Source organism: Pedobacter frigoris (assembly GCF_032678645.1).
GTDB lineage: Bacteria > Bacteroidota > Bacteroidia > Sphingobacteriales > Sphingobacteriaceae > Pedobacter > Pedobacter frigoris_A.
In genome coordinates this window covers 220,639-234,800 of sequence record NZ_JAVTSP010000002.1, presented here as the reverse complement: position 1 = coordinate 234,800, position 14,162 = coordinate 220,639, and the positions used below count along the sequence as shown (strand labels likewise).

Annotated in this window: 12 protein-coding genes; 7 read left to right on the top strand and 5 right to left on the bottom strand. The window is 41.1% G+C overall.

Going from position 1 to position 14,162, the window contains the following annotated elements:
- Nucleotides 1–2,811 (bottom strand): DNA polymerase I, encoded by a 2,811-nt coding sequence (gene polA, locus R2Q78_RS07445; protein ID WP_316790402.1) that lies wholly within the window; start codon nt 2,809–2,811, stop codon nt 1–3.
- A 122-nt stretch (nt 2,812–2,933) separates the two neighbouring features.
- Here polA and R2Q78_RS07440 point away from each other — a divergent pair, with 122 nt between their 5' ends.
- Entirely contained in the window at nt 2,934–3,620 is a 687-nt protein-coding gene (locus tag R2Q78_RS07440; RefSeq protein WP_316790400.1) for a hypothetical protein, read from the top strand.
- 2 nt (nt 3,621–3,622) lie between these two features.
- Here R2Q78_RS07440 and R2Q78_RS07435 read toward each other — a convergent pair whose 3' ends face one another.
- The 4 genes from R2Q78_RS07435 to trmB are packed head-to-tail and all read right to left on the bottom strand — an operon-like array spanning nt 3,623 to nt 5,527.
- Nucleotides 3,623–4,183 carry a DNA-3-methyladenine glycosylase I gene (locus tag R2Q78_RS07435; protein ID WP_316790398.1) on the bottom strand — a complete coding sequence of 187 codons (561 nt, stop codon included), beginning with the start codon at nt 4,181–4,183 and terminating at the stop codon, nt 3,623–3,625.
- Nucleotides 4,184–4,189: 6 nt separating this feature from the next.
- Nucleotides 4,190–4,531, bottom strand: coding sequence for a carboxymuconolactone decarboxylase family protein (locus R2Q78_RS07430; RefSeq protein WP_316790397.1), 342 nt, complete (start codon nt 4,529–4,531; stop codon nt 4,190–4,192).
- A gap of 19 nt (nt 4,532–4,550) precedes the next feature.
- Nucleotides 4,551–4,877 (bottom strand): MGMT family protein, encoded by a 327-nt coding sequence (locus R2Q78_RS07425; RefSeq protein WP_316790395.1) that lies wholly within the window; start codon nt 4,875–4,877, stop codon nt 4,551–4,553.
- Entirely contained in the window at nt 4,877–5,527 is a 651-nt protein-coding gene (gene trmB, locus R2Q78_RS07420) for a tRNA (guanosine(46)-N7)-methyltransferase TrmB (protein ID WP_316790393.1), read from the bottom strand. The genes R2Q78_RS07425 and trmB overlap by 1 nt, the downstream gene beginning before the upstream one ends.
- Nucleotides 5,528–5,677: 150 nt before the next feature.
- Between trmB and R2Q78_RS07415 the strand changes: the two genes are divergently transcribed.
- From R2Q78_RS07415 to R2Q78_RS07390, 6 genes are all read left to right on the top strand, one after another.
- The gene (locus tag R2Q78_RS07415; RefSeq protein WP_316790391.1) at nt 5,678–6,607 is read left to right on the top strand and encodes a GDP-L-fucose synthase; all 930 of its coding nucleotides are present in this window, start codon (nt 5,678–5,680) and stop codon (nt 6,605–6,607) included.
- A gap of 105 nt (nt 6,608–6,712) precedes the next feature.
- Complete coding sequence (locus tag R2Q78_RS07410) at nt 6,713–7,645, top strand: hydrogen peroxide-inducible genes activator (protein ID WP_316790389.1); 933 nt, start codon at nt 6,713–6,715, stop codon at nt 7,643–7,645.
- A 145-nt stretch (nt 7,646–7,790) separates the two neighbouring features.
- Nucleotides 7,791–8,480: an RraA family protein gene (locus R2Q78_RS07405; protein WP_316790387.1), complete on the top strand. Its 690-nt coding sequence runs from the start codon at nt 7,791–7,793 to the stop codon at nt 8,478–8,480.
- A gap of 23 nt (nt 8,481–8,503) precedes the next feature.
- Nucleotides 8,504–11,422 carry a glycoside hydrolase family 2 protein gene (locus R2Q78_RS07400; RefSeq protein WP_316790385.1) on the top strand — a complete coding sequence of 973 codons (2,919 nt, stop codon included), beginning with the start codon at nt 8,504–8,506 and terminating at the stop codon, nt 11,420–11,422.
- Between the two features lie 147 nt (nt 11,423–11,569).
- Nucleotides 11,570–12,445 carry an SMP-30/gluconolactonase/LRE family protein gene (locus R2Q78_RS07395; protein WP_316790383.1) on the top strand — a complete coding sequence of 292 codons (876 nt, stop codon included), beginning with the start codon at nt 11,570–11,572 and terminating at the stop codon, nt 12,443–12,445.
- Between the two features lie 23 nt (nt 12,446–12,468).
- Nucleotides 12,469–14,121, top strand: a complete 1,653-nt coding sequence (locus R2Q78_RS07390; RefSeq protein ID WP_316790380.1) for a sodium:solute symporter family protein — start codon at nt 12,469–12,471, stop codon at nt 14,119–14,121.
- Nucleotides 14,122–14,162 lie beyond the last annotated feature (41 nt).

Genomic DNA, 14,162 nt, shown 5'->3' with positions numbered 1-14,162 from the left:
TTAATGCGCGGCCAGCCAGGTTTGTCCTTCTCCAATCTCTACTTCAATAGGCACCGTAGTTTTGATTGCTGTCTTCATGCGATGTGCAATGATCTCTTTCATCTCCTCTACTTCGGTCTTTAACACATCAAACACCAACTCATCATGTACCTGCATGGTCATTTTAGACTGTAATCCCCGATCTTTAATGTCTTTGTGGATATTGATCATTGCTACCTTGATCATATCTGCAGCAGAGCCTTGTATAGGCGCATTGATCGCATTTCGCTCTGCAAATCCTCTTACTGTCTGATTTGCGGAATTGATGTCTCTCAGATATCTTCTTCTACCTAAGATTGTCTCTACAAATCCATTCTCCCTGGCAAAGTTCATGGTGTCAGACATGTATTTCTTAATTCCCGGATATTGCGTAAAATATTGTTCAATGATTTCAGCAGCTTCCTTACGTGGTATTCCCAGGTTCTGAGATAACCCAAATGCAGATTGACCATAGATAATCCCGAAGTTAACTGCTTTTGCATTTCTACGCTGGGTGCTGTCTACTTCTTCAATAGAGATACCATATACCTTTGCCGCTGTAGCTGTATGAATATCTATGCCTTTATTGAAGGCATCCAGCATATTTTCTTCTTTACTGATATCAGCAATGATCCTCAACTCAATCTGTGAATAATCCGCAGACAACAGAACGTGGTTTTCATCTCTTGGTATAAAAGCTTTCCTCACCTCTCTGCCGCGTTCAGTACGAATCGGAATGTTCTGTAAATTCGGATTATTAGAACTTAATCTTCCGGTTGCCGCTACAGCCTGATTATAACTGGTATGCACCCTTCCCGTCTTAGGGTTAACCAGTAATGGCAGCGCATCCACATAGGTAGATTTTAGTTTTTGCAGCTGACGGAAATCAAGTATATCTTTCACGATATCACTTTTACTCGCCAGTGCCAGCAATACATCTTCTCCTGTCTGGTATTGTCCGGTTTTGGTTTTCTTAGCCTTAGGGTCCAGCTGTAATTTATCAAACAAAACCTCTCCCAGTTGTTTTGGTGAGGCCAGGTTAAACTTGATCCCGCATTTGTCATAGACATTCTGTTCGAATCTTCTAATATCCAGCTCCAGTTCTTTTGAATAATTGATCAGCGTGTCCATGTCTATCCTTACACCTTCCTTTTCAATATCAGCCAGCACATAGATCAAAGGGTTTTCTACTTCAGTAGCCAGTTGCTCGGCATTTAACGATGTAAGCATTGGTCTGAAGGCATTTGCCAATTGCAAAGTCACATCAGCATCTTCAGCAGCATAGTCTACCACCTTCTCAACCGGTACATCACGCATTGTACCTTGATTTTTTCCTTTAGCACCTATCAGAGTAGTTATAGAAATCGGAGAATAGTTCAGGTAATTCTCCGACAATACATCCATATTGTGTCTTGTATCCGGATCAATCAGGTAATGCGCCAGCATGGTATCAAAGAGTTTTCCTTTAATAGAAACGCCGTACCACATCAGGATCAGCATGTCATACTTGATGTTCTGACCAACCTTTGCGATATTTTCATTTTCCCAGACCACCTTAAATTCGTCTACGATCAATTGTGCTGCTTCGCGGTTTTCAGGAACTGGAATATAATAGGCTTCACCTGGTTTAAAACTGAAAGATAAACCAACAAGATCTGCAAGGTTAGCATCCGTTCCGGTAGTTTCAGTATCAAAAGATATACTTTCCTGTTGAAGTAACAGACTGATCAGCTCGTTACGCAGTTCAGGGGTGTCAATTAACTTATAGTCGTGAGGTGTATTTTCAATGGTTTTTGCAGCAGGCTGGTCAAACATTTCAGGTGTAGCCACAAACACTTTTGATTTACTTTCAGGCTGTTCTACCGTATTACCAAAAAGATCTGTCTGCATTCCGGCACCGCCTTTTGCATCATTTACACTAAAACTCTCGCCAAATACACGTTTTCCAATGGTTCTGAATTCGAGTTCGGCAAAAAGAGGTTCCAGTAATTCTCTGCTCGGCTCTTCCAGCTCCAAAGATTTTTCATCAAATTCAACCGGCACATTTAAAAGTATAGTCGCCAGCTTTTTAGAGATCATTCCCTGCTCGGCATACATTTCTACGTTTTCACGCAATTTACCTTTCAGCTCATGTGCATTGGCAATGATATTTTCTACAGAACCATATTGTTTGATCAACGTCTTTGCCGTTTTCTCACCCACACCCGGAATACCCGGAATATTGTCTACGGCATCGCCCCAAAGCCCAAGAATATCAATTACCTGCTCTACATTTTCTATTTCCCATTTGGCCAGTATTTCTGGCACCCCCAACACCTCCATATCATTGCCCATCCTGGCAGGCTTGTAGATAAAGATATTTTCTGACACCAATTGTGCAAAGTCCTTATCAGGAGTCATGCAGTATACCTGAAACCCCTGTCGCTCCCCTTCCTTGGCAAGCGTACCGATGATATCATCAGCTTCATAACCATCTTTAGTAATCACGGGGATGCCAAAGCCTTCAATCAGCTTACATACATAAGGCAAAGCCGTAGCCAGATCTTCAGGCATGGCCTGTCTGTGCGCTTTGTATGCTTCAAAATCAGTATGTCTTTCTGTAGGAGCCTCGGTATCAAAAACAACTGCGATATGTGTAGGCTTTTCCTTTTTTAATACTTCCAACAAAGTATTGGCAAAACCCATTACCGCTGAGGTATTGATACCAGTAGATGTAAAACGGGGATTTTTGCTCAATGCAAAATGTGCTCTGTAAATCAGCGCCATGCCGTCAAGAAGGAAAAGTTTTTTCATCTGTTTATTGTCTGTTTTTCTTCGGTGATGAAGCTATCATCAAGATGATGGTTTCATCTGTTTAACTATTGTTGTTTGGATAAAGGTACTAATACTCTAATAATTTCCGTTATTTGGTCATTATGAAATCTACAAAGACACTTCTTATTCTATTTGTACTCACATTAAGCAGCATTTGGGCGAATGCACAGGATGTAGTGATGATCAGTCCCGGTAATTTTGTAAGGGGCACGATCAAAGGCACAAACTTTTCAAGTGTCATTCTTAAAAACGATGATGAATCTCTGGCCCAGTATAATGCCAAGGACATTAAAGAATTCGTGTGGAATGGCGAGACGTATGTCAGCAAGCCGATCGTGGTAAAAAAGAAAATGGAGCATCGTTTCTTCAAACTAGTGGAGCAGGGTGTGGTTAATTTATATGCCATTGGCGGCAACACAACTGCAGAAGAGCCACAAGTAAAAAGAGCTAAAGTAAGACCCAATATCAGTATAGGAGGTGGAACAGGAGGTTTTGGCGGTGTGGGAGGCGGAATTACTTTTGGTGGCGGCAGACGCAGCAGTGAAGAAACACAGGGCAAAAATGTATTGCCGGTTACATATTTTCTTGAAAAACCAGGAACCGGCCCCATGCAGGAACTGCCAGTTGAGGGTGCTGCCACAGCAGCAAAGACCCAGCTCATTAAAACCGTCCTTTTGCAAAAATTAAATAACGACGAAGATCTTGCAGAGCGCATCAATGCCACTGAAGCTTTTGACGCTAAATTACTCCGGGCTTTTGTAGCCGCCTATAATTCAATGAAAAAGTAATGTTATCTGCTAAGGCAGCTCAGTTTATGGTCATTCACCATTCCTGTAGCCTGCATATGTGCATAACAAATTGTGGTTCCAAAGAATTTAAAGCCGCGCTTCTTCATATCCTTGCTAATTGCATCGGATAAGTCAGTCCGCGCAGGTACGTCTTTCATAGTGACTACCTGATTTTGAATCGGTTTTTTATCGGGCAGATAGCCCCACATGTAATCAGAGAAAGATCCGAATTCCTCCTGGATCTTTATAAAGAGTTTTGCATTGTTGATTGCTGCCAAAACCTTCAACCGGTTTCTAATGATTCCCGGATCATTCATCAGCCGCTCTACATCCTTTTCATCAAATGCAGCAACCTTCTTGGCGTCGAATCCGGCAAAAGCATTTCTGTAGCCTTCTCTTCTTTTAAGAATGGTGATCCAGCTTAAGCCAGCCTGTGCACCTTCTAAAATCAAAAACTCAAACAGAATCTTATCATCATAAACGGGCCTACCCCACTCTTCATCATGATATTTTACATACAAGGGGTCTGAACCACACCAGTCACATCGGATTAAGCTTTCCATAATTCATCAAAGACTAAGTTCATCCCAATATTCAACTGCACGACGGTAGTGAGGGATCACGATTGAACCACCAACCAGGTTAGCAATCATAAAAACCTCGTTGATCTCTTCGTTACTTACGCCTTCATTATGGCATTTTTCAAGGTGGTACTTGATACAGTCGTCACACCTCAATACCATAGAAGCAACCAGCCCCAGCATCTCCTTGGTCTTTACATTCAGTGCACCGTCAGCATAGGTAGTCGTATCGAGTGCAAAAAACCGTTTGATATTGGTATTTGCAGTTTCCATGATCCTATCGTTCATTTTAGTCCGATAGCCATTAAATTCTTCTACTAATTTTCCCATATTATTTCCTATTATTTGGCTACAATTCTACCAACGGATCCCAGAAATGTTTTTTAAAATTCTGGACCTTATCATTTTTGACAACAATACCCTCCTTTTCAAGTAGTTCCTGCATGAGGTTTGGCTCTGAAAAATGAAATTTACCGGTCAATAACCCTGTACTGTTTACCACTCTATGTGCGGGTATCGGTGATGCTGCCAGGTGAGCATTGCTCATTGCATAGCCGACCATTCTTGCTGATCCTCCAGAGCCAAGACTTTTGGCTATCGCTCCATAAGAAGTCACCCTTCCTTTTGGGATCAGTTTCACCAGTTCAAATACCTGATCATAGAATGATTGTTCCATTATTCAAAAGAGAATTGTATGTAATTTATATTTTTATCGTGTTTAAGATAAATTCTTTCGTAGTGTGTCTTGATGGAAAGTACCGCATCGGCATATTCAGATTTGTAAAGTTCCTCGGTCTTTTTATGAGTGATCAATCCCAGTTCGGCGACCTTTTCTACAGTATAAGCATGTAGCCCATCATTGTCTGTTTTCAGGTTTACTTTACCTCCCTTTTTCAGCATTACTTTATACCGATCGAGAAATGCGGGAAAGGTAAGTCTCTTTTTTTCTCTGCTATCCTGCGGCTGAGGGTCTGGAAAGGTAATCCATATTTCATCGATCTCCCCGGCTTCAAAATAATCCATGATATCCTCTATCTGAATCCGTAAAAAAGCCAGATTATGGATGCCCTCATCCATCCCGGTACGGGCTCCCCGCCAGATCCGATTGCCTTTAAGGTCTACACCGATAAAATTTCTCTCCGGAAAAAGCTTTGCAAGACCTACGGAATACTCTCCTTTACCACAAGCCAGCTCAAGTACCACCGGATTGGCATTCTTAAAATGATCTGCTGCCCATTTTCCTTTTAATACTTTCCCTTCATCAAGCTGATAAACATTTGGAAAGGTATCTATCTCTGCAAATTTTCTTAATTTGTCTTTACCCACTGCTTATTTGATTTTTAATCACAAATCTATACAAAACTTCTTACGCTACATCATCCTTCTTATACAACCTCATCTCTCCTCTGGTCGGGATAACAGAAACACATCAAATAACAAAAGGATTTCATACTTTTGCACCTATAAAAAAACCAAGTGGAAAAGAGCGCAAAAATATTCGTAGCAGGTCACCGCGGTATGGTTGGATCAGCAATTTACCGTAAACTCATCAAAGAAGGATATAACAATTTGTTAGTCAAAACTTCATCGGAACTCGACCTGCGTAACCAGCAGGATGTAACAGATTTCTTTGCAGCAGAAAAACCTGCATACGTATTTTTAGCAGCAGCCAAAGTTGGAGGAATTGTAGCCAACAATACATACAGGGCAGATTTTCTTTATGAGAACCTATCTATCCAAAACAATGTGATACATAATGCCTATAAAACAGACGTTAAAAAATTAATGTTTCTGGGTTCAAGTTGCATCTATCCTAAAATGGCCCCTCAGCCACTGAAAGAGGACTACCTGCTTACAGGCCTCCTTGAGGAAACTAATGAACCTTATGCTATCGCAAAGATTGCCGGCATTAAAATGGCCGACGCTTACCGAGCGCAATATGGATGTAACTTCATTTCTGTGATGCCTACCAACCTCTACGGCTACAACGACAATTACCACCCTCAGAATTCGCATGTACTGCCTGCTCTGATCCGTAAGTTTCACGAAGCTAAAGTAAATGGTGCAACTGAAGTTGTGATCTGGGGTTCCGGATCTCCTATGCGTGAATTTCTTTTTGCCGATGATCTTGCTGACGCCTGTTATTTCTTAATGCAGGAATATAATGAGCCGGGGTTTTTAAATGTTGGAACAGGAAAAGACCTGAGCATTAAAGACCTTGCTTTACTCATCAAAAAGATCACTGGATTTGATGGCGAACTTACTTTCGACAGTTCGAAACCTGATGGAACTCCCCGCAAACTGATGGATGTATCTAATCTCCATAATTTAGGCTGGAAACATCAGATTGAATTGGAAGAAGGAATTAAATTAGCTTATCGCGATTTCTTAGAAAAGCATATTTAGTCCGCCTCCCGACACGTCATCTTTTGACTCCTAAATAAGAGAAATTCTTATTTATCATTATAAGCTAAATTGATATCTTTGCTAAAGAAAATAAAATTTAGCTATATGACGCTTGTACAACTGGAATATATTGTTGCTGTAGACACCTATCGAAGCTTTGTTGGAGCCGCCGAAAAATGTTTTGTCACACAACCCACACTCAGCATGCAGGTACAAAAGCTGGAAGAAATGCTTAACGTCAAAATTTTTGACCGAAGTAAACAACCTATTGTTCCAACAGAAATAGGCGCACAGATCATAGAGCAGGCAAGACTGGTTTTACAAGAAAGCCAGAAGATCAAAGAGATTATCAACAGTCAGCAGCAGGATGTAGTCGGCGAGCTCAAAGTCGGCATCATCCCAACTGTAGCTCCTTACCTGCTTCCAAGGGTTATATCAGCAATGATGGAAAAATACCCTGAACTAAAACTCCTGATATGGGAATATACAACAGAAGAAATCATACACCACCTAAAAACGGGTGTTTTGGATTGCGGTATCCTTGCTACTCCTTTAGCAGATTCCTCAATAGAGGAGATGCCTCTGTACTATGAGAATTTTGTCACCTACATTAGCAAAAACAGCAAACTATTTAAAAAGAAAGCTATAGATGCTGATGACCTCGAGGATGAAAACATCTGGCTGTTGAACGAAGGGCATTGTATGCGTACACAGGTATTAAATATCTGCAGATCCACGAAAAACAACCGTCTTCAGGGACTTACTTATAATACTGGGAGCGTAGAAACACTCATCCGTATGGTTGACATTAATAATGGCGCAACATTACTACCTGAGCTTGCACTTGCGGAACTGACAAATAAGCAACTGACCAAAGTAAGGAGCTTTAAATCTCCTGAGCCTGTTCGTGAAATCAGCCTGGCTACACATAAAAATTTCATTAAAAAAAGAATGCTAAATGCCCTTAAAGAAGAAATTCTTGCCATCATTCCAAAAACGATGAAGCAGAAAAAGAAAAAAGATGTAGTCGGCATCTAAACATAAAATCAACTATATTATCATTTTTGTTACTAAAAATAAGCAAAAAAGGGTAAAATACTTTTAAAGAAGGGTAACTTCGATGCGGCTTTATGGCGTATAATTTTTGAATTTTGATTCTTCACAGATGATATACCCAAAAATTATGAATTGGCATAACGACGATGAGCTTTTTGAAATAGTACGCAATGAACTATATACTGCCGTAATAGGTGATATTATGGACAAAATGGGATTATTGCACCAGTTTTTACCTCCAAAATTACAACCACTTCACCCCGACATGTTTGTAGTTGGCCGTGCAATGACAGTATTGGAAGCCGACACCCTTGAATGTCAGAATTATCCCAGCAACAATCCTATTCTGCAGAAGCCTTTTGGTCTGATGCTGGAAGCCCTGGATGATCTGAAGAAAAACGAAGTCTATATCTGTACTGGGGCATCCCCGTCATATGCACTTTGGGGAGAACTGATGAGTACAAGGGCTCAAATACTAGGTGCTGCAGGCGCCGTCGTAAACGGGTACTCACGAGATACACGTGGTATTCTAAAGTTAAACTTTCCTTCTTTTTCTTATGGAAATTATGCCCAGGATCAGGCCCCTCGTGGTAAAGTGATTGATTTCAGAATTCCAATTGAAATGGAGGGTGTAAAAATTAACCCCGGCGATATTATCGTTGGTGATATTGATGGTGTGTGTGTGGTACCGCAAGAGGTAGAGGTAGAAGTAATGACCAAGGCAATAGAAAAAGCCCGTGGAGAAAAAATGGTACAAGTAAAAATTCTTGAGGGAATGAGTGCAAAAGACGCTTTTGACCAATACGGTATCATGTAGTTATTCAAAAACACAACACACAAATGAAAAATTTCTATAAAATAACCACCTGTCTGCTACTGGTAGCACTATCTGTGAAAGGGCAGATACAAAAAGTAGCGTATCGAACAGCCGAAGGAAATATAACGATCAACCGCATTTCTCCGGCGGCCTCTGCACAAACTCATAAAATATCCTTAGATGGAACCTGGCAATTTTCAGAAGATATTAGTTCTGCTGCCTGCGATAAGAGCATACAAGTACCTGGTGAATGGGTTATGCAGGGCTTCAACGTAAAAAAAGGAAATGCGGCGGGATACTTTAAACGCTTTGAAGTTCCGGCAGACTGGAAAAATAAAAGGATAAAGTTACGTTTCGATGCTGTTTTTAGTGACACAGAAATTTGGCTGAACGATAAAAAAATAGCCACACACCTTGGCGGATTCACCCCTTTTGAAGTCGACATTACTTCCGGATGTAAAACCAACGGCACGAATCAATTGCTGTTAAAGGTAAAATCGGAAAGCAAAGCTGATTCATTAGCTAGTGCCTCACAATATGCGGTACATCCATTAGGTGGAATTTCACGCAAGGTTTATCTGATAGCCCTGCCTGAAATCAATTTTGCCTATGCAGATGTAAAATCTGCATTTGACAAGAATTACGAAAATGCCACCCTTAGTACAGATGTAATTATAGCAAATGAGCAAAATAGCACCGCTACTTCTTTGGCCTTAAAAGTTGAACTTCTTAATGCAGAAGGGACTACAAAAATATCAGAAAAAACGGTGAAGGTGGATAAGGACATTAACCCTAATGGACTTTTACAACAAAACATCAGTTTTGAAGTAAATAAGCCAATGAAATGGGATCCCGAGCATCCGAACCTTTATACAGTAAAGGTTTCTATACTAAAAGGTAACGTTATTGCTGATGTCATTACCAAACAAGTAGGCTTCCGTCAGATTGAGGTAAGAGGAAACCGCGTATACGTTAACAACAAACCCATTAAACTGCGTGGTGTTTGTCACCACGAAACAATGCCCCTGCGTGGAAGATCGGTAAATGACAACATGTGGGAAAGAGACGTAAAGCTATTCCGTGAAGGCAATGTAAACTACATTCGCACATCTCATTACCCCCCTGCAGAAGAGCTAATAGACGCATGCAATCGCCTGGGAATGTTTTTAGAGGTTGAAGCGCCTTTTTGCTGGGCAGAAAACACTCCGGTAAGCTCTGGAACCGACCTTTACCAAAAACTTCTGGTAGATCAGACTTTGGATATGGTAAACTACTTCAGATCTAATCCTTCCGTTTTAATTTGGTCTATTGGTAACGAGTCCGGGAAGTATAAAGAATACTTTAAAGAAACAGCCAAATTGGTAAAACAATTCGACCCTACACGCCCTAGAAATTTTAGTCAATATGGACCAGATGCTGATGAAGGAGACCTGGAGATTACCAACCATCACTATCCCGGACCAGGTGGGCCAGCTCAGTATCGCAATTACAAAAGGCCTATAGTATTTGATGAGTATGTTCACCTTAATGCATATAACCGTTTGGAACTGGTGACAGACCCGGGTCTGCGTGACGTGTGGGGAGTGGGGTTTGAAGCGATGTGGGAAAAAATGTACCGTACAGATGCTGTTTTAGGAGGAGCAATCTGGGCTGGAATCGATGATACATTCTTCCTGCCAAACGGCCAAACCGTCGGTTACGGTACGTGGGGACCATTGGATGGATGGCGACGTCCAAAACCAGAATACTGGCATATGAAGAAGATCTATTCACCGGTTAAAATAAACATTCAGGGCAACTGGGAAAATGGACAAATTCCGTTTAATGTAGAGAACCGTATGCTGTTTACCAACCTGGCTGAGTGCAGAATAGAATGGAAAATTGGTAAGGCAACAGGTGTCATCAGGGAACAACTCGAAGCTGGAAAACAAGGTAAATTTCATATAGACCTTAACGATAAACCGGCCAACACTGATGACCTGACCCTAAATGTATTCGATGCCAGGGGCGTATTAATTGATACCTATCAATTCAAGGTAGTCCCTCAGCTTTCACATACAGCTGTTACCGCATCTTCTAAAGCCCGGTGGAAATACGATCAAAAGAACGATATTTTAACTGCTGGCAATGGTGAAATTCAGTTGCAGTTCAATACCACCACCGGAGAATTCCTTCAGATCAGCAGAAACGGCAAAAAGATATTATCAAATACAGCCAGGCTGATGGTACTTCCACTTACCGGCGAGGGACGTGGAACACAAATGACGGGTGAAAGTCAGCATTTTGACCCCTTTACAGATGTGTGTAAAAACAGGATTGTAAACAAGGTTACACTAAATCTTCAAAGCAATGAATTTTCAATAAGTATTGAAGAGAGCTATGATGAAGCCTCTGGCAAGATGACTTACAACTTTGGTGATGATGGAAATTTGTCAATAGGTTACAAATACACTTTGAAAAAAGATATCAACCCAAGACAGTGGGGATTGGTATTCGACCTGCCGGAGACGTTCAACAAATTAAGCTGGATAAGAAAAGGGCAATGGAATTATTATCCTGAAGACCATATAGGCCGCTTGCGTGGTGTTGCAGAGGCAAAATCAGCCAATGAACCATCCGGACCAGCGGGACCATCTAAGTTACCGGTTACTCCATGGAGCCTTGACCGCAATGATATTGGCACCAACGATTTCCGTTCAACCAAAATGAACTTTGAACTGGCCACCCTAACCAATGGCAATTCAGAGTTTAAGGCCACTTCTGATAACAAACAACACTTCAGGGTTTGGCAGGAAAAACAAGTCACTAAAGCATTGGTAGCCGGATATTCCAATGCAGGAGCGGAAAGATTTTTTAGAAGCCACGCCGCATTAATCGATCAACCATTAAAAGTAGGAAGTACAATTGAAAATGCGATAACGCTTCAACTTACCTCACAATAATGCAATCAGGTAAAAACAAAAATATTCATCAGTCATCCCGGAGCAAAATCTCCAGGTTAATCAGGACTGGAATAAGTTTATCAGGTTTAAGAAGCTCCTCAGCGGAGCTTCTTAAACCTCTTCTGAGGACTATACAATTAACCTGATATGCAAACCTGGAAGGCAGAAATACTGGCAAAGACTAACTTGAGTTTAGGCGAGGGGGCCAAATGGCATTCTCCTTGGAAAAAATTTTTATTTGTAGATATAACAGGCAAATCTGTAGGAACGGCAGACCCAGCAGATGGAACCATAAGAACGGTCTCTTTACAAAAAATGCCGGGAATGGTAGCGCCAACTGATTCAGATTTACTAATTGTAGCACTCGAAGATGAAATTGCAGAATTAGATTTCAAAACAGGCGAAACAAAAACAATTCTATCATTCGGATCTGATCAAACTGGGAATCGGAGTAATGACGGCGCCTGTGATGCGATGGGCAGGCTTTGGTTCGGGACAATGCACAAAGAAGCAAAGTTAAATGCCGGCAATTTATATTGTTATAATGGCCAAATGACAAAAAAAATCACCAACACCAGTGTTTCTAATGGGTTATGCTGGTCAGCGGATCAAAAGACATTTTATTACATAGATTCATTTTGCTATAAAATTACAGGCTATGATTTTAATTTGAAGACTGGGAATATTACAAATGCACGCACAATAATTACAATTGAAGATAGAAATACCCTTCCCGATGGAATGTGTATTGACAAAGATGGCATGCTTTGGGTAGCCATGTGGGGCGGTGGTTGTGTAAACCGATATAATCCAGATACCGGCCAGCTGATTGGAAAAGTCAAAGTAAATGCTCCTCATGTTACTTCCTGCTCATTTGGAGGAATCAATGGCAACCAATTACTCGTTACTACAGCAAGAGACGGCCTGAACCAAGAACAACTAGAAACCTATCCTGATAGCGGCTCACTCTTCATGGCAACACTTGACGTTGCCGGTTACTCCGCTTCGCCTTTTACAAAATGATAAAACAAACCAAATAAAAACGTATGGAACTTAAAACAGTAGATTATCTCATTATAGCAATATACTTTGTATTTGTCATGGGAATCGGCCTGGTGTTACGCAAAAAAGTAAAAACCGGTAGTGATTTTTTATTAAGTAGCCATAATATCCCACTTTGGATCACCTGTCTGGCTTTTATATCGGCCAATCTGGGAGCTCAGGAAGTCTTAGGAATGGCGGCCAATGGCGCTAAATACGGTCTATATACGACTCACTTTTACTGGCTTGGCGCAGCATTAGCGATGATCTTCTTAGGTATTTACATGATGCCTTTTTATTATGGGAGCAAGGCCAGAAGTGTCCCAGAATATCTGAAATTGAGGTTTGATGAGAAAACAAGAACTTTCAATGCCTTAACTTTCGCCGCAATGACTGTGTTTTCTTCAGGCGTATCGCTATATGCATTAGCTATGCTAATGGAAACCATTCTTGGGTGGAATTTTGATGTTTCAATATGGGTTGCGGCAGGTGTTGTATTGATTTATACCTTTTCCGGCGGCCTTACCGGGGCAATTTATAATGAAGTATTACAATTTTTCCTGATCATAATAGGTATAGCTCCTCTTGTTTATATAGGAATGGACAAGATTGGCGGGATTGAGGGAATCATCAGGCATGTAGATGACTCAAAGCTACATGTCTGGAAAGGATTAAGCAATCCGGCAAATAATCCGATGGGAGTAGATGCCTTTAGTATGGTTTTCGGTCTGGGCTTTGTACTGGCCTTTGGTTATTGGTGTACCGATTTTTTGGTCGTACAAAGAGCGATGGCCACCCGCAACTTAAATGAGGCACAGCGTACTCCGATTTTGGCTGCTTTCCCGAAAATCCTGATGCCAGCTATAGTGATTTTACCGGGTATAATTCTATTGGCGCTGCAAAGCAAATTTACAGGGTTTGACTTGCCCCTGAATATGAATGGAGACAAGGATTACAATATGGTTTTGCCCCTCCTGCTACAAAAACTGTATCCCAGCGGTCTGCTTGGTCTGGGCATTACGGCACTAATTGCATCGTTTATGAGTGGCATGGCAGGAAATGTAACCGCCTTTAATACTGTGTTTACTTATGATATCTATCAAACACACATTAAGAAAAACGCTACTGACAAACATTACCTATTGGTTGCGAAGACTACAACTGTTGCGGGCATTCTCATTTCCATCGCGACAGCCTATGTGGCACAAGGATTTAACAGCATCATGGATTTACTCCAACTGGTGTTCAGTTTCGTAAACGCACCACTGTTTGCCACCTTTTTTCTTGGTATGTTTTGGAAGCGTACGACAGGGCATGGCGCATTCTGGGGCCTGGCTTCAGGAACCCTGGCTGCAGCAATTACCCATGGATTATCGGTGGCCGAGAAAAAAGGTGGATGGATAACACACTTATTTGATTTTTATTCTGCAACAGGGCAAGCGTTTACTATTGCTGCAATATCTTTCATTGTATGTTTTATTGTCACGGCGGTGATTAGTCTATATACATCACCGAAAAAGGAAAGTGAACTTGTGGGGCTGGTTTACAGTCTTACCCCAAAACAGGATGTAACTCATAAAAACTGGTATACTAATCCGCTTTATCTTGGTGTTATAGTATTGGTGATCACCTTAATCTTTAATGTCGTTTTCTATTAAAATAAAAAAGTCTATGGTGCCGGAAACTCCAGAGTAGTAGA